Source organism: Halothiobacillus neapolitanus c2, assembly GCF_000024765.1.
In the GTDB taxonomy this organism is placed as follows: domain Bacteria; phylum Pseudomonadota; class Gammaproteobacteria; order Halothiobacillales; family Halothiobacillaceae; genus Halothiobacillus; species Halothiobacillus neapolitanus.
In genome coordinates, this window is record NC_013422.1 from 1,920,951 (window position 1) to 1,941,189 (window position 20,239).

At 55.5% G+C, this 20,239-nt stretch carries 18 protein-coding genes and 1 riboswitch; of the genes, 4 read left to right on the forward strand and 14 right to left on the reverse strand.

All coding sequences use genetic code 11. From position 1 onward, the window contains the following. Positions 1 to 168 precede the first annotated feature (168 nt). The 11 genes from HNEAP_RS08895 to HNEAP_RS12720 form a co-directional block, all read right to left on the reverse strand. A complete protein-coding gene (locus tag HNEAP_RS08895) occupies positions 169 to 2,181 on the reverse strand; it encodes a proton-conducting transporter transmembrane domain-containing protein (RefSeq protein WP_012824644.1) in 2,013 nt (670 codons plus the stop codon). Beyond that, the gene (nuoB, locus tag HNEAP_RS08900; RefSeq protein ID WP_012824645.1) at positions 2,171 to 2,995 is read right to left on the reverse strand and encodes an NADH-quinone oxidoreductase subunit B family protein; all 825 of its coding nucleotides are present in this window, start codon (positions 2,993 to 2,995) and stop codon (positions 2,171 to 2,173) included. The genes HNEAP_RS08895 and nuoB overlap by 11 nt, the downstream gene beginning before the upstream one ends. A gap of 13 nt (positions 2,996 to 3,008) precedes the next feature. Continuing rightward, positions 3,009 to 4,565 carry an NADH-quinone oxidoreductase subunit D gene (locus HNEAP_RS08905; protein WP_012824646.1) on the reverse strand — a complete coding sequence of 519 codons (1,557 nt, stop codon included), beginning with the start codon at positions 4,563 to 4,565 and terminating at the stop codon, positions 3,009 to 3,011. Then, the gene (locus HNEAP_RS08910) at positions 4,552 to 6,030 is read right to left on the reverse strand and encodes a proton-conducting transporter transmembrane domain-containing protein (RefSeq protein ID WP_012824647.1); all 1,479 of its coding nucleotides are present in this window, start codon (positions 6,028 to 6,030) and stop codon (positions 4,552 to 4,554) included. Before HNEAP_RS08910 ends, HNEAP_RS08905 begins: the two co-directional genes overlap by 14 nt. Then, complete coding sequence (locus HNEAP_RS08915; RefSeq protein ID WP_012824648.1) at positions 6,030 to 6,710, reverse strand: hydrogenase; 681 nt, start codon at positions 6,708 to 6,710, stop codon at positions 6,030 to 6,032. The genes HNEAP_RS08910 and HNEAP_RS08915 overlap by 1 nt, the downstream gene beginning before the upstream one ends. A 13-nt stretch (positions 6,711 to 6,723) precedes the next feature. Beyond that, entirely contained in the window at positions 6,724 to 7,668 is a 945-nt protein-coding gene (locus HNEAP_RS08920) for a respiratory chain complex I subunit 1 family protein (RefSeq protein ID WP_012824649.1), read from the reverse strand. 42 nt (positions 7,669 to 7,710) lie between these two features. Beyond that, positions 7,711 to 7,778: riboswitch (Fluoride riboswitch) on the reverse strand. 142 nt (positions 7,779 to 7,920) lie between these two features. After that, the gene (pstB, locus tag HNEAP_RS08925) at positions 7,921 to 8,808 is read right to left on the reverse strand and encodes a phosphate ABC transporter ATP-binding protein PstB (protein WP_012824650.1); all 888 of its coding nucleotides are present in this window, start codon (positions 8,806 to 8,808) and stop codon (positions 7,921 to 7,923) included. A gap of 32 nt (positions 8,809 to 8,840) precedes the next feature. Continuing rightward, positions 8,841 to 9,683 carry a phosphate ABC transporter permease PstA gene (gene pstA, locus HNEAP_RS08930; protein WP_012824651.1) on the reverse strand — a complete coding sequence of 281 codons (843 nt, stop codon included), beginning with the start codon at positions 9,681 to 9,683 and terminating at the stop codon, positions 8,841 to 8,843. A 15-nt stretch (positions 9,684 to 9,698) separates the two neighbouring features. Continuing rightward, positions 9,699 to 10,676 (reverse strand): phosphate ABC transporter permease subunit PstC, encoded by a 978-nt coding sequence (gene pstC, locus HNEAP_RS08935; protein ID WP_012824652.1) that lies wholly within the window; start codon positions 10,674 to 10,676, stop codon positions 9,699 to 9,701. A 122-nt stretch (positions 10,677 to 10,798) separates the two neighbouring features. Continuing rightward, positions 10,799 to 11,839 (reverse strand): phosphate ABC transporter substrate-binding protein PstS, encoded by a 1,041-nt coding sequence (gene pstS, locus HNEAP_RS08940; protein ID WP_012824653.1) that lies wholly within the window; start codon positions 11,837 to 11,839, stop codon positions 10,799 to 10,801. A gap of 359 nt (positions 11,840 to 12,198) precedes the next feature. Continuing rightward, entirely contained in the window at positions 12,199 to 12,357 is a 159-nt protein-coding gene (locus HNEAP_RS12720) for a hypothetical protein (protein WP_155802520.1), read from the reverse strand. A gap of 158 nt (positions 12,358 to 12,515) precedes the next feature. Between HNEAP_RS12720 and HNEAP_RS08945 the strand changes: the two genes are divergently transcribed. The 4 genes from HNEAP_RS08945 to HNEAP_RS08960 are packed head-to-tail and all read left to right on the forward strand — an operon-like array spanning position 12,516 to position 15,288. After that, the gene (locus HNEAP_RS08945) at positions 12,516 to 13,439 is read left to right on the forward strand and encodes a DUF6662 family protein (protein ID WP_012824654.1); all 924 of its coding nucleotides are present in this window, start codon (positions 12,516 to 12,518) and stop codon (positions 13,437 to 13,439) included. 8 nt (positions 13,440 to 13,447) lie between these two features. After that, positions 13,448 to 14,002, forward strand: a complete 555-nt coding sequence (locus HNEAP_RS08950) for an FMN-binding protein (RefSeq protein ID WP_012824655.1) — start codon at positions 13,448 to 13,450, stop codon at positions 14,000 to 14,002. After that, entirely contained in the window at positions 13,999 to 14,838 is an 840-nt protein-coding gene (locus HNEAP_RS08955) for an FAD:protein FMN transferase (protein ID WP_012824656.1), read from the forward strand. Before HNEAP_RS08950 ends, HNEAP_RS08955 begins: the two co-directional genes overlap by 4 nt. A 3-nt stretch (positions 14,839 to 14,841) precedes the next feature. Then, on the forward strand, positions 14,842 to 15,288 hold the full coding sequence (locus HNEAP_RS08960; protein WP_012824657.1) for a hypothetical protein: 447 nt from the start codon (positions 14,842 to 14,844) through the stop codon (positions 15,286 to 15,288). A 40-nt stretch (positions 15,289 to 15,328) separates the two neighbouring features. On the opposite strand, the gene HNEAP_RS08965 is transcribed toward HNEAP_RS08960, so the two are convergent. From HNEAP_RS08965 to HNEAP_RS08975, 3 genes are read right to left on the reverse strand one after another with little or no spacing between them, the layout of a single operon-like run. Then, the gene (locus HNEAP_RS08965) at positions 15,329 to 17,590 is read right to left on the reverse strand and encodes a mechanosensitive ion channel domain-containing protein (RefSeq protein WP_012824658.1); all 2,262 of its coding nucleotides are present in this window, start codon (positions 17,588 to 17,590) and stop codon (positions 15,329 to 15,331) included. A gap of 8 nt (positions 17,591 to 17,598) precedes the next feature. Then, positions 17,599 to 19,572, reverse strand: coding sequence for an excinuclease ABC subunit UvrC (uvrC, locus tag HNEAP_RS08970; protein ID WP_012824659.1), 1,974 nt, complete (start codon positions 19,570 to 19,572; stop codon positions 17,599 to 17,601). Further along, positions 19,569 to 20,207: a response regulator gene (locus HNEAP_RS08975; protein ID WP_012824660.1), complete on the reverse strand. Its 639-nt coding sequence runs from the start codon at positions 20,205 to 20,207 to the stop codon at positions 19,569 to 19,571. Before HNEAP_RS08975 ends, uvrC begins: the two co-directional genes overlap by 4 nt. Positions 20,208 to 20,239: the final 32 nt, after the last annotated feature.

Below are 20,239 nucleotides of genomic sequence, written 5' to 3' on the forward strand. Positions count from 1 at the left end.
TCCACCTGTGGGGTTATCAATAGAACCGAACATTATAGTGGAGTTGCCGCTCAGATTCGAGCCGCCCCATTCTAACAAGCCGTTCCAACAAGCCATTCTAATATGGGAAGAACAACACCCTGAATTCAAACTTGGGATTTGAAACCGCTGGCACCCGATTTACCCGCATCATTTAGGCGTCCAGAACAATGCAAAGGCAAAAATAAGCAGCAGCAGAATGCCGATATAAGCGAGATAAGCGTTCATCAATCCGTTTTGTAAAAACAAAATACGCCGTGTCAGGGCCTGAACGAGCCGAACGGCCGGTTGAAACAGCCAGGGCCCAAAAAAAGGCGCTTGGGCATAATCGAATTCCAGTGTCTTGAGAAAATAAGGTTTGCTATCCGCGTCAAAACGCCGATTGATCGCATTGGTTGGGCGATAAACGAAGCGGTAAAACACCCGCATGGCATTGGAAAACGCCAGCGCTGTGGTGGCCCCCGAATGCGATTGGACCGGTTCGCCACCACACCAGATCGGGGCGCGCCGAACCTTGATGCGCGGGCGCAACCAGATCAGCGCGAGCGGGATCAAGGCCAAAAGCGGCATCACGATCATCAGCTTCAGCGGCGAGATAAACGCAAAATCCGCCGATAACGGCACCAGCAGCCAACCGCGTACCATCAGTGAGGCGGCATCGGCTGGCGGCTCAAAAGTTTGCCAGATCGCGTAGTTGAGTTGCGGCAACCAAAACACCAAGCTGATCGCCAAGGCGGGCACGGCCAAGCCTGTCACCAGCAGAGCGATGCGGGCACCCAACGAGAGTGTGAGTTGCGCCGCATCGCCACTGCGCGCATCGGCTTTGCTCAACAACCCCACGCCCAGCACTTTAACCATCGTCGCTAGGGCAATGGCCGCTGTCAGCGCCATGCCCGCGCCTGCCAGCGCAAGCGCAATGCGGGGGCCGTCGCCATGCAGGGTGAAATCATGAAACAGGCTCTGGAACAAATACCATTCGCTGACAAAACCCGCTGTCGGTGGCAAGGCGGCCAGACTCATCCCAGCAAAAACCACCCCGATGCCCAGCGTGAAAGGCGCGCGCCGCAAAACGCCACTTTGCCGAATGTGATAGCTGCCGGTGGCACGGGCCACCGCATCTGCGGCGAAAAACAAGCTGCCTTTGGCCAGACTGTGCCCCATCAAATGCAAGAGCCCAACCAACCAGGCCAATTCGGCCAATTCGGCTTGGCCACCGGCACGAAAAATCAACGCGGCGCCCAGTGCCGTGACCGCTACGGCGGCGTTCTCGGCCGATGAAAACGCCAGCAAGCGTCGCCAATCGTTTTGTTGAAACGCATACAAAATGGCAAAAATAGCCGTAAAGGCGCCGAGCAACAGCACAACGATGCCGAACGAACCCAGCCAAGGCGGTGTGCCCAGCCAATCGAGCAGCGCCCGCCCGAGCGCAAAGTAAGCCATGTTCAAAATCGCGCCCGACATAATCGCGCCCGTCGCCCCACTGCCCTGCCCGTAGGCGTTGGGATACCACTCGTAAAAGGGCAGTAAACCTAACTTGGCACCAAAGCCAATCAGCCAGAGCACGGCAACCCCAAATCCCAACCCGGTGCCCAAACCTTGCCATTGCGCCGCGTAGCTTGAAAACTCAAGCTGCTTGCCGAGCAGAATAACGGCCAGCAACAAAGCGACCGAACCGACTTCAAGCAAGGCCAACATAAACAAGTTGTCGTTACCGGATGACTCGGTTTGGCGCTCGGCCAGCAACATAATTGCCCCGCCAAGACTGAGCGCTTCCCAGGCGATGAGCAAGTTCGCGCCATCCTGCACGCCCAAAATGCCCAACGCACCCAGTAGGGACAACGCCACTCCGGCCACCCAGCCGCGTGGGTGTTGTGTTCGCCCCGTGGCCGTCGCAAAAAAAGCGGGCAGCAGTGCAGGCAACAGCAACCACAAACCGGCGGCATCGGGATGAAATTGCCACGGCCAGTCACCGAAGGTGAGCGACACCGATGTTGGTGACTGGCCAATCAAACCCTCAAGCACAGCAAAAATAGCGACCAAGGTACCCAGCGAGATCGCCCAGCGCGCCACGCGTTTTGCGCCGAACACATCACCCAGCATTGCGGCCAGCCACAATAGCGCGGTTAAGGCAAAGGCAAAACCCGAGAGGGAATCAGGCGTCATGGCGGCCTCCATGAACTTGCTGAGGTCGGCGATCAAGCAAAACCAACAGCGCTTCGATAATTGCCGCTGGATTCGGCGGGCAACCCGGCAGCCAGATATCTACTGGCAAAATGCCGTCCAGACCCTGATGGCAGGCGTAACCGCCGCCGTTCGTGCCGCCACCCGTCGCGCAGGTGCCGAGCGCCATTACCCAACGCGGTTCGGGCATGGCTTCAAAGGTGCGCAGCAACGGCTCACGCATCACTTCGGTAACCGGGCCGGTGACGAGCAACAAGTCGGCAAAACGCGGCGATGGTGTGAAGAAAACCCCCAAACGATGCAGATTGTAAAACGGGTTCAGCAAGGCCGAAATCTCACTCTCGCAGCCATTGCAGGAACCGGCATCCACATGACGGATATGCAAACTACGGCCAAAACCGGCCAATGATTTTTGCCATTTTTCTTCGAGTTTTTTATCAGGCGTCGCAGGCCGAGCCAAGCGCGACAAATCGGCGCGATCACGCACCGCGAACGCCCAATCGTTAGACGGGCTGAATGCACCGCTCGGGCAAGTTTCGGTACACAGTTGACAACCGACGCAGCGGGCATAATCCAAATCGATGTGTGGCTCTTGATCCTCGGTAACATTCAAGGTAATCGCCTCAGACGGGCAACTGGTCACGCACTTCGTGCAGCCTTGGGCGCCTTCGCTGCACTGATCAGCATTTAATTTGGGCAAGCCGAGCACGCCCTCTTGGCCATCCGAACCGGCGGATTCGGGCCAACCGGTGGTTGCACGGCCTTTTTTCAAACCAAACCAAGTCCACAAGGGCATGGTCATTGCCTCCTTAGCGATCCGCCCCAGCCACGCTGAGGCCGAAACTCGCTTCGTTGATTGCGTAATCCATCATGTTGCTATCGTTCACCGTGAACGGAAACACGCGCCAGTTGGAAAACGAGGGTTCTTTGATTTTCACGCGGGTCAACCGCTCGGTTTTTGCATCCCAATGCACGGCATAAATCAAACCGCCACGCACGGCTTCGGCCCAGCCCAAACCCATGCCTTCCATGGGCGGATCGATGGTCGATTCGGTGCGGCAAATCGGGCCGGGTTCGAGTTTGTTCAGCGCTTGGCGGATAAGATGTAAAGATTGACGAATCTCTTGATCGCGGACGCGGGCACGTGCATCGGCATCGCCTTCGGTCGCGGTGGGCACGGCAAATTGAAGCTCGGGATACAGCGCGTAGCCGTGGTCGCGACGCAAATCGCGGTCGAGATCGCTGGCGCGTTCGATCGGCCCCGTTGCGCCCTGATCGAAGGCCACCTGACGCGGTAATACGCCGGTGGTGAGCAAGCGGTCAAGATAACTGCGTGTATTGGCGAGGGTATCGAGATAGTCCTCAATCTGCGGTTGCAGCGCATTCAGATCAGCGATCAATGCGGTGGCATCAAGATCGCGCCGCAATCCGCCGGGCACGATCACGCCGCGCAAGAATCGGCTGCCCGTCAAACGTCCATTGATCTGCTTGACCTGCTCTTCTAGCCAGATGCCTTCGGCTTCGGCGACTTTAAGTGTGGTGGTTTTCGCCAGATGGCCGAAAAATTGCAAATGGTTGTACAGCCGCTCCAATTCGGCTAAAACCACACGCCAAGCTTGCGCCCGCAGCGGTGCCTGCCAGCCTAAAGCCGCCTCCATCGCCTGCGAGAAGGCCAGCACATGGGCGACCGAATCCACGCCCGAAACGCGCTCGGCCAGCACACAGGCTGCACTGATCGGCACACCTTCAAAACGCGCTTCCATCGCGCGGTGTTTGTAGAACAAACGCGGGTGATAATGCAGGATGCCCTCACCGATGTAATGAAAAACGAATTGGGCCGATTCCACCACATCCGCCCGGATTGGCCCGAAGGGTAAACGCTGAATATCGTCACCGACCATATTCGCTTCGGCGAATGGCTCCGCCTGACCGCGAATGGGCTCTGCCTTCGGATCAAAACCCGTTTGCAACGGCGGTTTGGCCGGAATAAACCCTTCGTGCAGGATCAACGGATACGGCTCGGGATGATCCGTGAATGTGATGCCGTATAAATCCTGGATTTCGCGCTCATACCAGCCGAGCAAGGGGAGCACATTAGCCAAACTGGGCAATGTTCCCGATGAGGCATCGACCGACCAGATCCCCCAAGGTTGATTGGCGCCTTGGCTGATGATGTAACGCACCGAAAACTTGCCCTCGGCATCCCGCAGGGCGTAGGCGCATTGTATTCGTCCGTGGGCACTGGGTGTGTCGCCAAGGTCATCGAGCAGGCTTTGCGCGGCCTCAAGCAATTTATCGGGCCTTAAGGTTTGCGTTTCGAAAAGTAGTTCAATGGGCCGTTCAGTGGACGATTCAGGATGCGGCATGAAGCGGCCCTCCCAAGTGCTGCGCGATGGCATCCAAATGCTGCCAAATCATGGGCAACCACCATAAGCCCAAGGCCAAGACGCCCAGCAAGGCCACGGCCATGGGCGCGACATGCCATGCACTCAACTGCAGGTGCGGGCGGTGCTCGGGTGGGCGATCAGCAAAATACATCGCGCGAAAATGATTCAGAAAGCCGATGAAAATCACGATCAGCAGCACGGCCATTACCCATACCGCCCAAGCATTTTGCCCGGCCATGCCGCCACGCAGTACGCTCAGTTCCGATAAAAACAGGCCAAACGGCGGCGCGCCGGTAATCGCCACCGCACCGGCCAGCCACAGCGCACCGCTTTTCGGGTAATAATCGAGTACGCGCCGCACGGCATCGATGCGCTTGCTGCCGTAGGCATGCATCATGTTGCCCGCGCCGAAAAACACCAACGACTTGGCCAGCGAGTGATTGAGCATGTGATACAACGCGCCGATGATGCCGAGCGGGCCGCCGAAGCCAAAGCCCAAGGCAATCACGGCCATGTGCTCGACGCTCGAATAGGCGGCCAGCCGCTTGATGATGGTTTGCCGCGTGATGAACAAGGCGGCCACCAACAAGGAAACGGCACCGAACACGACCAGCGCGGTATGCGCGGTTTCGGCCACATCAGTGCCCACCAGGGCATGAAGATAACGCACGATGCCCAGCATGGCGCAGTTGAGCAACGCCCCCGAAAGCATAGCCGACACGGGCGCGGGGCCTTCGCTATGCGCATCGGGCAGCCAGGTGTGCATGGGCGCCAACCCCACCTTGGTGCCATAACCCACCAGCACCAGCAAAAAAGACAACATCAGCAGCACGCTGTCGGTTTTGGGCGTGATGGCGGCAAAATTAGCCCAGGTCATCGCGTACACGGGGCCGAGCACGAACGTACCGCCCCAATAAAACAACACGGTGCCGAGCAAAGCCAGCCCCAAGCCTGCCGAGACGATCACGATATATTTCCAGGCCGCCTCGATGCTCTGCGGCGCACGCTGAAAACCCACCAAAAAGGCACTGACAATCGTGGTCAGATCAATCGCAATCCAATACAAACCGGGATTGTTTTGCACCGGCGCGAGAAACATCGTCAAGGCAAAGGCAGCAAACAGGCTGTAGAACCGATGCAGTCGTTTGGCCTCATCGTGCATCCAGCGCATATACCCGATGGCGTACACCGAAGCGAGCAGGTAGACGATGGCCAGGCAAAACAGCACCCACACGCCAAAGCCATCGAGCAGCAGATAATTATTTACCGAGGTAACCCCTTTGACGGGCGTGGCCCACAGCAGATAAATCACCAGCAAGAAGCTGATCACGGCAGCGGCTAAATTGACGCGTTCTGCCCAGCGCGCGCTGGGCACCAGCCAACAGAAAATCACCGCAAAACCGACGACAGCCCAAATTGCAAACAAGGCATTAAAAATCATCATCAACCCACCAAGCGCGTGAGATCGCGGCTGCTGGTCGTGCCGATTTCACGGTGCAGATAACGAATCAGCAAGCCGAAGGTGGAAACGATGATCAACAAGTCAAACAGGATCACCATTTCCAGCAAAAGCGGCATCCCCGGCACCAGAATCTGCGAGCCAAGGAAAATTCCGTTTTCGATCACCAGTAAACCGAGGATGGAACTGACCGCCTCCGTGCGTAACACCAGCATCAAAAACCCGATCAGCTTCATGCCGAACATAGTGGTGAGCGCCAGCACGGCAATGCTGTTCACCAAATCCAGCCGCAGGCCGATCTTGTGCGCCAAGGCGTAGGAAAACACCACCAAAAGCCCACCGACAAGCAAGCTGCTTGAAGGCTGCAGCAAGGGCGTGAATTCCCGATTGAGTTTCAAATCCCGAATAATGCGCAGTAGTAAAATAGGCAAAACCGTGCCACGCAACAGGGCAGTCAAGGCGGCGATAATGAACAATTCTGGATAATGCCCGTAAAACCCGATGGCCGCCGACAACGCCGCGATCACCCAGGATTCGGCAGCGAACGCATACACATGATTACGAATCCAGTGCGAGCCCAACATCACAAATGCCAGAATCAAGGCGACAATAACCAGAAAACTGAAAATCGAACTGGCCAGCGGGTCTAAATGAAAAATCAGCATCGCAATCCGCTCCTCACATCTGGTGGGCGACAACGGCCAACACCGCCATCAAAAAAGACAAGGCCAAGGGCTCCTGATAACGATAAAACCGCAGCCGTGCCTGCATTGTTTCCACGCCGACCATCAACAGCCCCAGTAGCGCCCATTTGGCCAGCAGCGCGATGACGGCCCCAGCGATGCCGAGCGTGGTGCCCAACTCGGAAAGCCCCCAAGGCAGAGTCAAAACATTCAGAAAAATGGTGTACAAAATGGCCTGCTTCATCCAAGACGACCATTTGATGAGCGCCAGCAGCGGGCCGGAATATTCGAGAATGCGCGCCTCGCCGATCATGTAGATTTCATAATGGATGGAGGAATGAATGGGCAGTCGCTCGGTTTCGACCGTTAGCAAGATGAAAAATGCCGCCACCAAAAACAGATGCGATGGGCTCCAATACACCGCTGGATCGTGTACCAGCAGATGATTGACCTCAAACGGCAGCATGGATTGAGCGAGCAGGGAAATACCCACCAACACCATGATCAGCGTCGGCTCGGCCAGAATAGTCAGCATTGATTCGCGGCTGGAACCCAGCCCCCCGTAGGGATGGCCGCTATCCAACCCTGCCAGCAAAATAGCAAAGCCGCCGAGCGTGAGAATCAGACCGCCACCCAAAATATCACCCATGTCGGAGAGCGGCAGCGGATAATTTGTGAGTACGGGAATCAGCAAGGGCACAGTCAACATGGCGGTAAACGCCACGACCGGAGCCAGCCAAAAAATCCAGGAAGCGGTTTCAGGGATAATCAGTTCCTTGCGGAACCATTTGAAGAGATCACGATACGGTTGAAAGATGCTCGGCCCCTGCCCGCGCTTGACCTTTTCTTCCACCGTGGTGATAAAGCCGTGCAACAGAGGGGAAAGCAGCACAATCATGGCCACTTGAGCGATTTGCTGCCAAACGAGGTAGCTCTGCATCCTTGATATTCCCCGCCAAATACCTAAAAGACCGCAGTCGCGGCGCCTTCAGGAGTCATCAGCCACCAGAAGTGGGGGCGGTTACGGCGAACTCCATCGCCATTTCGTTGTATCAGACAATTATGATACTAGCATTCTAGTTGCACGCGTCAATGACGGAGAGTTGAACTGTCAACACAAAGTAGCAATATTCCGTTTTCAAAATCAGAAAAAAACCCGCAAAGATGCGGGCTTTTTATTTGAGAAGAATGATCAACCAAACCGGCCAGTGATGTAATCCTCGGTTTCTTTTCTTCCTGGGTTAGTGAAGATGATGTCTGTGTGATCGTATTCGACCAGCTTGCCTAGGTACATGAATGCGGTGTAATCAGAGACACGCGCCGCTTGTTGCATGTTATGCGTGACGATCGCGATGGTGAAGTCGGACTTCAGCTCATGTACCAATTCTTCGATTTTAGTGGTGGATATAGGGTCCAGAGCGGATGTCGGTTCATCCAGAAGCAGTACTTCCGGTTTCACAGCAATGCCACGGGCAATACACAAGCGCTGCTGCTGACCACCCGAGAGCGCCGCGCCAGACTGATTGAGTTTATCTTTAACTTCTGTCCACAGGGCGGCACGTTGAAGCGCCCACTCAATCCGCTCGTCCAGTTCCGATTTGGACAAATTCTCATAGAGCCGAACGCCGAACGCCACGTTGTCGTAAATGGACATCGGGAATGGGGTTGGTTTCTGGAAGACCATGCCGATCTTTGCGCGCAACATATTCACATCCACTTTTGGACTGAGGATGTCGCTGCTGTCGAGCAGAATCTGGCCTTCTGTGCGCTGGCCGGGATAGAGATCGAAAATCCGGTTGAAGATGCGTAGCAGAGTTGATTTACCACAACCTGACGGACCAATGAATGCCGTTACCTGCTTATCCGGGATCTGCATGTTGATGTTATGCAGCGCTTTGAACTTGCCATAAAAGAATGAAAGATCCCGGATATCAAGCCTCGGGGAATCCACAAGGCGGACGCTGTCCTTTTTTTCGAGCAACTTCGTCCGTTCTTCCGTCTGCTTTAACGCATTGGCCATTTTAAAGCTCACGCTGGAATTTTCCGGCTGAGTCTGATCGGTCATGGTTTGAGTTGTCATGAAATGATCTCTTTGAAAAATTTAGACGAATGTTATCGCGAACTGGGTTGTTTTAGGGAGTAACGGGCGATGATGTTCATAACCAGTACGCTGATCGTAATCAGTAGTGCGGCAGCCCAAGCCAGATTTTGCCAATCTTCGTAGGGGCTGAGTGCATATTGGTAGATGACAACCGGCATATTCGCCATAGGTTGATTCATATCCAACGACCAGAACTGGTTATTCAGGCCGGTAAACAGCAAGGGGGCTGTTTCACCCATGATGCGCGCGGTCGCCAGCAACAGGCCGGTGAACATACCGCTCAGGGCCGCCTTGTACACGATATCAATGGTGACCTTATAACGCGGGGCACCCAGGGCAGCAGCCGCCTCACGCATCTGCACCGGGACCAGTTTGAGCATGTCTTCTGTGGTACGCAGCACGACCGGGATCACGAGTATGGACAAAGCAACGGCCCCGGCCCACCCAGAAAAGTGCCCTTGCGGTTTGACAAGAATGGCATAGACAAACACACCGACCACGATGGAAGGCGCAGACAGCAACACGTCGTTGATGAAGCGCACCACACTGGAAAAACGCCCTTTACCACCAAATTCCGCCAGATAGGTACCAGCCATCAATCCAATGGGTGTCCCAATGAGCACGGCAAAAAAGGTGATCAACAGGGTGCCGACAATGGCATTAATCAAGCCGCCCGAGGCACCGGGTGGTGGCGTCATTTGTGTGAACACGGCCCAATTGATGTACTGAAAACCCTTGCCGAATAGAACGGTCAGAATCCAAGCCAGCATGACCAACCCGAAAGCCGTAACCAAAATCGAGGCCGTCAGATTGAAGTAGTTGATCAGTTTTCTTTTTTTGAATTTGGAAATCATGACGATACGTTACTCTTAGGTTTCATCACCCTGCTGAGACTTTTCAAGTCGAAGCAGGAACCATTTTGCCAGCGAAAGCACCAGGAATGTAATCACAAACAGCATGAAGCCCAGTGCAATCAGGGATGACATGTGCAAGCCACTGGCTTCGTTGAACTCGTTAGCCATTGTCGACGCGATGGTTGCACCGGGGTAAAACAGGCCGGTATTCAACTCAAGCGAGTTACCCACCACGAACGCGACGGCCATGGTCTCGCCCATGGCGCGGCCGAGCCCTAACATGACGCCACCGATCACCCCCGCTTTTGTGTAGGGCAGGATGACTTTCCAGACTACTTCCCAGGTCGTGGAACCCATGGCATAGGCAGATTCCTTTAAAGCCGTAGGCACGACATCGAACATGTCACGCATGATCGACGCAATGAAGGGGATGATCATGATGGCCAGGACAAAACCGGCTGTGAAGATACTCACACCGATGGGTGGCCCCTGAAAAAACTGACCGATAAGGGGCACGCCGCCAAGAGTGTCGGTCATAAAGGGTTGGATGGTATTGGAAAACCACGGGGCAAAATAAAACAGCCCCCACATCCCGTAGATGATTGACGGCACCGCCGCCAACAACTCAATGGCAATGCCAACGGGCCGCTTAAGCCAACTCGGGGCCATCAGGCTGATGAAGATAGCAATTCCGAAACTGACCGGCACACCGATCAAAACGGCGATCAGCGAGGTCACCAGCGTACCGACAATCGGGACCAAGGCACCGTATTTGTCGTTAACGACATCCCACTCGGAGGTATAAAAGAAACTGAATCCGAAATGGGCAAAGGTAGGCCAAGCCTCTTTAAACAACATGACCATGATCGCCAACATGACAATCAGAACCAACGCCGCAAAAGCAAAGGCCGTACCCTTGAACACCTTGTCCCAGATCACACCTGCACTTTGTGTATGCAAATGCGTATTGAGGTCTTTTTCAGTTGTTGACATGAAGCCCAACCTGTCTTTTGTGATGGTTTACGTTTGTTATCAAACACCAGAATGAAAACAAAGGTAAGCCTTTTGAATAAAAAGGGTGAGCTACAGCCCACCCCCTCAAAGCAATCTATTGATTATTTGAGTTTAATGTTCTCTGACCAAGAAGCTTCGATCAGCTTGGCAACGCTGGCAGGAATCGGAATGTAATGCAGTTCTTCAGCTGCTTTTTGACCATGTGCCATGCTCCACTTGAAGAAATCAAGAACCGCTTTCACGTTACCTGGGTTCTCAGGATTGGTATGCACAATCGCAAAGGTTGAACCAGTGATTGGCCAGCTGGCGTCACCTGGCTGATCAGTCAGCACAACACGGAAGGCAGGCGCTGCGCTCCAGTCGGCATTCGCGGCAGCGGCACCGAAGTTTTCCATGGTCGGAGCAACACGCTTGCCGGCACTGTTGATCATATCCATGTAGGGCAGCTTGTTTTGCAGCGCGTAGGCATACTCGACATAACCGATTGCACCTTTGATACGGTCGGTGTAAGAAGCAACACCTTCGTTGCCTTTACCGCCCAGGTTGCCTTTGGACAGCCAGTTGACTGTTTTGCCTTCACCGACTTTCTCTTTCCACTCTGGGCTGACTTTGCTCAGGTAGTTAGTGAAAATGGCGGTGGTGCCGGAGGCATCAGAACGGTGAACAACGGTAATCTGCAAGTTCGGCAATTTCTTGCCTGGATTCAGTTTCTCAAGAGCCGGATCGTTCCACTTGGTGATTTTGCCCATCATGATGTCGGCAAAGACCGGACCAGACACAACCAATTCACCTGGTTTGATGCCGGGGATGTTAGCAACAGGAACGATGCCGCCCATGATCAATGGCCACTGGGTGAGACCATTCTTTTCCAAATCGGCAACGGTCATGGGGTCATCAGACGCACCAAAATCAACCGTCTTGGCAATAATCTGTTTGATACCAGCACCGGAACCAACCGACTGGTAGTTCACCTCTACGCCCTTCTCAGTTTTGTACTCAGAAGCCCATTTTGAAATGATTGGGTAGGCGAATGATGAACCCGCACCAGTGATCTTGTCCACGCCTTCGGCTTGAGCAGAAAGAGTGAATGAAGCAGTTGCAGCGAGAATCGCACCGGCAATCAGTTTCTTGTTGAATTTCATCAGGAATATCCCCCGAACAGGTTGATTAAAAGCATTCAGTCGCGCTCTAAAACACGAGCGGTTGGATTATGTCGACCAAAAAATGACACTTGATGACAAATAGATGAAGTTTTTATGACAGTCTGAGCATGGCAACGATTGAAATCCGGGCGGCTAGCTAAACAACTAATGCTAACTTGGCGTACAGCCAAATAATATCGGATGAGTAGCATACCCTGAACCATCAGCACAATGAAGGGCGAGAAACTGAAGGTTGCCTTTCGGGCAGATCGCGTGCGAACGCCGCCCCGCGATGAAACGCAACCAACAGTTATCTTGTTGTTTCTTATCCACGAACCAATTCCATGAGTTTATTGAATTCAGTGCTCCGAGATTTTGCGGCGCACGTTCTGCTCAAGTTCAATGCTGGCCTGATAGCCAGGAATAGGGAAGCTCGAAAAACCAGTCATTCCCGCGTAGGCGGGAATCCAGCGCCCTGATTTATCTGGTTTCCCGCTTTCGCGAGAACGACGAATCACGAGTATTTCGAGGTGCCCAATACGAACTGCCGATGTTCAAGCCAACCGCTCAAAATTCTCGTCCAAATTGATACGAATCGACACTTGACTTGAAACTAAACTTAATCATAATGCGAACGGTTCTCGTTTGCTTTTGATTACTGATTGAGGAAATTGATATGAGTTTTGCGGCAAAACGTTCTTCACTGGCTGGTGTGGTTGCGCTCGGCCTGACGGGTGCTTTCGCACCACCATTCATTGATCGAGCCGAGGCCGATGAGAACCTTCTGGGCTACACCATCGGGGCAGAGACAACGCCAAAGGGAGGCAATGAGCTGTATCTGTGGAACACGATTCACAAAGGCAAACGTCAAGGCAGCTACACCGCCGACTATTTCCGGCTGGAGTACGAGCGCGGCCTCACGGACACCCTGTCCGGTTCAATTTATCTGAATGGATATCGGCACAAATACAGTGGCAGCCCGGTGCCTGGAGAAATAGATGGTTCGTTAAGCCAAACCAAATTCAGCGGCTTCTCCGTGGAACTTAAAAAGAATATTTTGTCGCCTTACAAAGATGATCTTGGTGTGGCCTTATACGGTGAGCTCACGTACGACACAGTCGACAGCATCACCGGTGCGGCTATTCGTGGCTGGGAACTTGAAACCAAGGTAATTTTTCAAAAACCTTATCTCGATGGTCAGTTTCAGTGGCTGACCAATATCGAATTCGAAGCCGAAACAGCCAAGGATAATGAATCGGGCGCCGTTGAGAGTGCCATCGCGCCTCGACTGCGCTCCGGTATCTCCTATCGTTTTATACCCAACTGGTACATCGGTGCAGAGGGTTGGGTTGATATGGAAATGCTCAATGCCGCAGCCGATCCAGCGGAACCGGGCAGTGGCGGTTGGGAGTTCGATCACTGGGACTTCTTCGCCGGACCCAGCATTCATTACGGCGGGAAGACCTGGTGGGCCACCCTCACATGGGCGCATCAGTTTGCCGGTTCCAGCGAAGAGTCCGGTGCGCAGAACCGGACCGATTTGCACCTGGCCGACCACGAACGCAACGAACTCCGCCTGAAAGTGGGTTACAACTTCTGAGGTGTGCCATGCGCTATGCCCCCATCATCGCGCTGGCGCCGTTCATGGTGCCAGCGGTTCAAGCCAATCAATACTTCACAACCGAACAGGCACAAAAGGCCTTGTTCCCCTCAGCAACAAGTGTTTTGGCCACACCGGTCAAACTCAGCGGTGATCAACGGTCTCAAATCGAGGCGCTCAGCGATGTGCGCCAGCGCTGGAAGGAGCAACCGGTCTGGCGTGCAGAAAAGGATGGCGTATTTCAGGGCTGGTACATTGAAGATCGTGTGATCGGTAAACACGAATTCATCCGTTACGCCGTCGCGCTCTCCCCGGAAGGCCGTGTATTGGGCATCGAGATCATGGAATACCTCGAAACCTACGGCGATCAGGTGCGGCAGGCTGACTGGCGCGGTCAGTTCCTGGGACGGACCACGCAAAGTGGCTTCAAACTGGGCGAGGATATTCGCAATATCAGTGGTGCGACGCTTTCCTGCCGCAATGTCACCAATGGGGTCAAGCGCCTGTTGGCGTTGCAACAGGTGGCGCTGACCGCGTCTGAACGGGGCGCACAGCCAAAATGAGTCCGAGCGGTACACAACCGATTCAGCGCATGCGCCCGGCTCTGGGTACCTTTGTCGAGATTTCGGCGGCGGGCCGACCACCGGATCAGCTCATCGCGGCCATTGATCGAGCATTCGCCGACATCGCGCGCGTGGAACGGTTGATGAGTTTTCATCAGCCTGAGAGTGATATCGGTCGAGTCAACCGCAGTCACGGTGCGATCGAGATTCATCCATGGACTGCCCGCGTGCTGCGTCTGGCGTTGCGATTGGCGCAAACCAGCGCGCATCGATTCAATCCCACCGTGGGCGGGGAACTGGTTACGCGCGGACGACTCCCCGATCCGGCGACGGCATTTATTGCCTCGGGGCACGCCGACGACATCCGGCTTGAGGGCACGCGCCTGCAACGCCTTCGCCCCGTGCTGATCACGCTCGATGGCATTGCCAAGGGCTGGGCCGTTGATCGCGCCATTGCCCGCTTGAAAGCCTGTGGCGTATCCGATGCCGTTGTCAATGCAGGCGGCGACTGGCGCTGCTTCGGCACGCCCCGGGTGATTCGACTGGACTCGAATGCCGGTTGCATCGCCTTGGGTCAACTGACGAACGGTGCCTGCGCCACCTCGGCAGCGGGTCGAAACGCACAAGACTTCCCCGCTCAACTGATCGCGGGAAGCGAGCCCGTTCGCTACGGGCAATGGACGGTGATCGCCCGATATGCCTGGCTGGCGGATGCGTTGACCAAAGTCGCCGCTGCAACCGCAAACGACGAGGCGCCCGAAGTTATCAGGCAGCTCGGCGGGCAGCTGCTCGATCCGACTGCCCCACCCCCACCCATCCTTTTGGACGATATCTGAGATATGCTCGCCAAGTTCAAACAACAAGGTTATCCGGCCTCGTTCGCGCCCTTACTGATGGCTGGCTTGGCCTTGGTTTTGGCAACCGGACTGGCTCTGGTGCCGTTGCTGCTGGTTTTTCAATGGGAATGGTGGGACTTTCCCTGGAAACCCTCCGGCCTGACCCGCATTGTGCTTACGGCCAGCCATGTGGTCAGTGGCTTTCTGGTGCTGGCGTTGATCGGTGCGGTTTGGACTGTGCACGCGCGCGCGGGATGGTTGAGGCAAGAGCGTCATATCTCCGGCACCGGGTTGCTGATGGCCGTAGGGATACTCACAGTCACGGCCCCGCTCCTGCTCTACGTCAGCCACGAAGACAGTCTCACCTGGATTGCAACCGCACACACGGCGATCGGGGGGCTGCTCCCCTTGATCCTGCTGGGTCATGCCCTGCAAAGAAGAAAGCGTTGAGCAGCTAATTGATGTGATCGAACCAAAATAACGACCGAATTCAGCCAGCGGAATCCGGCGTGCCGCCCAAATTCTGAACATAGACCGGCGGCGATTTGCCCGATTTATCTTCACCGAAATAAATGGTGGTATGCGGGAAGGGAATTTCGATACCCGCCGCATCAAAATGCATTTTGACGAGGCGATTGTAAGCGCGTCCCACGGCCCACTGATCACCCGGCGTCGTTTTGATCATGACACGGATGTTCACGGAGCTCGCGCCCAGCTCCGTGACGCCCGGAATGTGTATCGGCTCAAGAATTTTGCCACGCATCGCCGGATCGGACTTCAGTTCTTCAAATGCGGCCTCAAGGTACGTGATCGCCTCATCGATGCTCTCGCGATAAGCAATGCCATATTCCGCTTTGTGATAGGCGTAGCCTCGCATGTAGTTGGAGACCACCTCGACCGCAGAAAACGGCACGATGTGGTAGGTGCCGTTGAGATCGCGCAAACCGACCGAGCGGATCGTCAAGCGCTCGGCGGTTCCGGTAATGCCGCCAACGGTAATCGTATCGCCCGTATTGATGGCATTTTCGAGCTGGATGAACACGCCGGTGATGACATCCTGCACCAGCTTCTGGGCACCAAAACCGATGGCAAGGCCCAAGACACCGGCACCGGCGAGCAGGGGGCCGATGTTCACACCAATCTCGGAGAGCACCATCATCACGGCCATCGCCAGCAACGCAATGGCGATGATATTGCGAAATAAGGTGAGCAAGGTCTGCATGCGCGCCGAGGGCATATGACTGCTGACGCCATTGAGTTTCATCTCGATCAGACTGGACAGCACCAACCAGACGATCACGGTACCGATGACGATGAACGCCACATCAAAGGCCGTGCTTAGCAACTGCTGACCGGCGGTGGTGCCCAACCAGTTGAACACATTGGTGACTTGCCACACAGCGAGGATCAAGGCGATGGACGTCACCAAGATAACCAATCGGATCGTCCGCAACAGCCAGGGCAGATAGATATTTAGCCGACGCTCCAGCAACGGCACCCGTTGTCGATGCTGTTCCTTGAGGTGAATTTCCCCGCCGAGCAGTTGCACCATGATCGCGGCAAGCAGCATCGCGGCGGTAATGATCAAAACGGTATAGCCGGTTCCACGGGCGACAAATGGCAGCGCATCAACGGGTCGCGTCAAACCGACCAGAAAAACCATACCGATATAGAGGGCGGCCAATAAATGCCAGGTGTGGGACAACGCCGTGAACAGCCAAGCAAGCATGCCGCTGGACTGCCTTGCGGCCAGCGAGGTCAGGCAATCGCGTAAAACATGACGCTGACTGAACACAGTCTGCAAGGCGTAAACGAGCGCAATGACTGCCAGCGACCAAGTCATGATCTGCGCAGCATCGCCTCCCCAGTTTTCTCTGATCACGGGCACCAGCCACATCAGACCATACCCGAGCAGAAGAATAAGGCGCGAACTGCGGCGCATCCAGAATCGCGCCTGCTCGGCCTTGATGGGAAACAGGCTCAACCCGTCAAAAGAAGGAGTCAGTATCAGCGCAATAACGAGTCGAATGAACTCAATCAGGATGAATGCATTCAGAAACAGCGTCTGTCGTAGCAGCGCGGAGGCCAGATCGCCCGCCAACCAGACGGAGAGCAGATTTCCGCACACATAAATCAGGCCCAGGACCAGCACACCCAGCAGAGCTGTGGCCGTCAGCGACACAGAAAGCCGAAGCAAATGCAGCCTGGCTCGTGCGGCGGAAGTCCATTGATCCAGTCGTAATAATACCGGCCGGATCAACCGCCCGAACGATAGCCACACACCGTAGCTGAACAGAATCAGCAACGCCAGACGCCAAGCATGGTTGCTAACGGCAGACCAATCCCAGGCGCTGGGATCGGCGAGCAGCAATCGATTGATTTGCACCCAGGCCGTCTTGCCGGCATCACCCAGCGCGTGAAAGACACCCAGGGTATCCAAGGCCATCTCATTGGCCAGCGTGGGCTCGGCACTGGATTGCTGGGCATCCTTGGCCTTTGCCGTGGATTGATTCGGGGATTGCGCTGCCAGTCGCTGCAATTCTTTGATCAGAACCGCTCGGGATTGCGGATCTGCCAGCAGGGCAGCAAGCGCGGCATAATCCGGCGCGGCGGAGGAAGGCTGCGATTCGGTCTGCGTGGCGGACTCGATGGCCTGAAGCGTTGATGCATGGACAGACGGGAACACGCTGAAAAAAAACATCAACATCAGGCCCAATAGCCCCCACCGTCGCGTGCCCAAAATCAATCGCATGTCGTCTCCTATCCTGTTTGTTCTTGTGATACCTGATCTTGTGATATCAGGTCTTGAGTTGTTTGGTCTTGTTGTGAAGGACCTGATCGGTCTTCGATCGGGACATCCGCCCCCTCATGCAGCCAAGCCTGAATACCTTCCGCCAGGGACATCGAAATACCCGGCACTTTCGCCAATTCCGCGACGCTGGCATGACGTAAGCCCCGCATGCCGCCAAAATGCGTGAGCAGAGCTTGTCGTCGCTTGGCACCGACGCCGGGGATTTTTTCCAGATCCGATTGGGTTCGGGCTTTCTGACGCCGAGCCCGATGACCGGTAATGGCGAATCGATGCGCTTCGTCGCGTACCTGCTGGATCAGGTGCAGTGCCGGATCATGCGGGTCGAGCCGTGTTTCCTCACCACCCTGACCGGTCGATGTCTTGGGTCGGATCAGTCGTTCCTCGCCTGCTCGACGCGCCACCCCTTTGGCCACACCCAGAAGATAGACCGAATCGATCGCCAGTGCCGAGAGGACTGCCTGAGCTTGCGCCACTTGCCCGGCACCTCCGTCGATCAAGAGCACATCCGGCAGAATCCCACCCTCGCGCTGGGCGCGGGCGAACCGGCGCGTTAGCGCCTGATGCATGGCGGCATAATCATCGCCGGGCGTGATGCCCTCGATCGAGTACCGACGATACTGATCTTTCTGCGCGCCTTCCACCCCAAAAACCACACAAGACGCCACGGTTAATTCGCCTTGAGTGTGAGAAATATCAAAGCATTCAATGCGTTGAATCTGGCTTAACCCCGTCACAGCGCGCAAGGCGGCGAATCGTGTCTCAAGGCCAATCCGGCTGGCCAGGCGCTCTTGAGCGGCCAATCGCGCATTTTCTGCTGTTTGCTCCAGCCACTCGCGGGCCTTGCCTCGCTGCGGCGTCGTAAAGGTGACGCGACGCCCAGTTTGTGCACCCACGGCATTGGACAGGCCATCGGACAAAAACGCGACATCCTGCGGCAGGGGTGAGCATAAAACGCGCACGGGCGCTTCGCGTTCGGCGTAATACTGGCTGATGAAACCCGCCATGGTTTCTGCCGGTTCCGTATCTGCCGGGACTTGGGGGAAATAGCTGCGCGTACCAAGGTGGCGACCATCGCGAATGGTCGATACCGCCACGACCGTCAGGTTCATCACCATGATCAGGGCAATCACGTCGGCATCACCATTCACGCCCGTGATCGATTGCTGTTGGGCTACCACGCGAAGCTGGCTGATCTGGTCACGCAACTGCGCCGCCTGTTCGAAGTCGAGTGCGGCGGCGGCCTGCGCCATGCGTTCTGCCAATTGTTCGGTCAATATCTGGCTGCGCCCGCTTAGGAAGGCCATCGTGTCGTCAACGTCCTGCCGATAAGCTTCCGGGCTGATGAAACCAACGCACGGCGCGGTGCATCGTCCGATCTGATATTGCAGGCAAGGGCGGCTGCGATTGCGGAACACGCTGTCTTCGCACTGACGCACCTTGAAGACCTTTTCGAGCAGGTTCAGGGTTTCGCGCACCGCACTGGGCGCACTGTACGGCCCGAAATAGCACCCTTTGCGCTTGCGGGCACCGCGATGATAAGCGAGCCGCGGATAATCCTGATCGGTTGAAACGTAGATCCAGGGGTAGCTTTTATCGTCGCGCAGCAGAATGTTGTATCGGGGGCGATGAGCCTTGATGAGATTGCTTTCCAGCAGCAATGCTTCGGCTTCGGTCTGGGTGGCGGTGATCTCGATCCGGACGATCTGGCGCACCAAAGCCTGTGTTTTGATGGCCTGCTGACCACGAAAGTAACTCGACAGGCGCGCCTTGAGATTCCGTGCCTTGCCGATATAGAGAATCACATCATCCTCACCGTACATCCGGTAGATGCCGGGGCGTTCGGTCACCGATTTGAGAAAACGTGCCGCATCGAAAACCGGTGATATCTCCGAATCGTGATGGTCAACGGACTGGTCAGTCATTCGTTGATCACGACCCGCCCGGATTTCACGGCCAATCGCAACAACTCGATATCGTTATTGACCCCGAGTTTCTCCTGCAAGCGCACTTTGTAGGTACTGACCGTTTTGGGGCTCACGCAGAGTGCGTCGGATATGAACTGGTTGGATTTGCCTTCCAGGATCATCATCAGCACTTGTTGCTCGCGCCCGGAGAGCGTTTCGAAAGGATCGGCGGTTTTACGCATGGATTGCAGGGCGATTTCCTGCGCGATGCGCGATGAAATGAAGCGGATTTTATGACGGGCGTTTTCAATGGCGGTGATCAGTTCCTGCGGCGGTGCGTCTTTCGTTACATAACCATGTACGCCAGCCTCCAGAACCGAGCGCGCTAAGGCCGCATCGGCTTCCGCTGTTACTGCGATCAAACCGATCTCGGGATAGCGGGCCTGAATACGCCGGATGGCTTCCAGGCCGCCCATGCCGGGCATGTGGATATCACAAAGCACGACATCGACAGTTTCGGTTTTCAGCAAAGCCAACGCCGCTTCACCGCTATCCGCCTCAGATGTCACACCAATGCCCTGCTCGCTTCCAATCAGATGAGCCAATGCCTTGCGCACCATGGTGTGATCATCGACGAGCATCACGCGAATCATATGGCTCGTCCTGACAGTAATTGCGGCAGATA

Coding starts and splice junctions, on each gene's coding strand:
- HNEAP_RS08905 (WP_012824646.1), bottom strand. CDS start 4,565: ATGCCGCATCCTGAATCGTCCACTGAACGGCCCATTGAACTACTTTTC.
- HNEAP_RS08965 (WP_012824658.1), bottom strand. CDS start 17,590: ATGCGATTGATTTTGGGCACGCGACGGTGGGGGCTATTGGGCCTGATG.
- pstS (WP_012824653.1), bottom strand. CDS start 11,839: ATGAAATTCAACAAGAAACTGATTGCCGGTGCGATTCTCGCTGCAACT.
- HNEAP_RS08895 (WP_012824644.1), bottom strand. CDS start 2,181: ATGACGCCTGATTCCCTCTCGGGTTTTGCCTTTGCCTTAACCGCGCTA.
- uvrC (WP_012824659.1), bottom strand. CDS start 19,572: ATGACTGACCAGTCCGTTGACCATCACGATTCGGAGATATCACCGGTT.
- nuoB (WP_012824645.1), bottom strand. CDS start 2,995: ATGCCCTTGTGGACTTGGTTTGGTTTGAAAAAAGGCCGTGCAACCACC.
- HNEAP_RS08955 (WP_012824656.1), top strand. CDS start 13,999: ATGAGTCCGAGCGGTACACAACCGATTCAGCGCATGCGCCCGGCTCTG.
- pstA (WP_012824651.1), bottom strand. CDS start 9,683: ATGATTTCCAAATTCAAAAAAAGAAAACTGATCAACTACTTCAATCTG.
- pstB (WP_012824650.1), bottom strand. CDS start 8,808: ATGACAACTCAAACCATGACCGATCAGACTCAGCCGGAAAATTCCAGC.
- pstC (WP_012824652.1), bottom strand. CDS start 10,676: ATGTCAACAACTGAAAAAGACCTCAATACGCATTTGCATACACAAAGT.
- HNEAP_RS08950 (WP_012824655.1), top strand. CDS start 13,448: ATGCGCTATGCCCCCATCATCGCGCTGGCGCCGTTCATGGTGCCAGCG.
- HNEAP_RS08945 (WP_012824654.1), top strand. CDS start 12,516: ATGAGTTTTGCGGCAAAACGTTCTTCACTGGCTGGTGTGGTTGCGCTC.
- HNEAP_RS08920 (WP_012824649.1), bottom strand. CDS start 7,668: ATGCAGAGCTACCTCGTTTGGCAGCAAATCGCTCAAGTGGCCATGATT.
- HNEAP_RS08960 (WP_012824657.1), top strand. CDS start 14,842: ATGCTCGCCAAGTTCAAACAACAAGGTTATCCGGCCTCGTTCGCGCCC.
- HNEAP_RS08975 (WP_012824660.1), bottom strand. CDS start 20,207: ATGATTCGCGTGATGCTCGTCGATGATCACACCATGGTGCGCAAGGCA.
- HNEAP_RS08910 (WP_012824647.1), bottom strand. CDS start 6,030: ATGATGATTTTTAATGCCTTGTTTGCAATTTGGGCTGTCGTCGGTTTT.
- HNEAP_RS08915 (WP_012824648.1), bottom strand. CDS start 6,710: ATGCTGATTTTTCATTTAGACCCGCTGGCCAGTTCGATTTTCAGTTTT.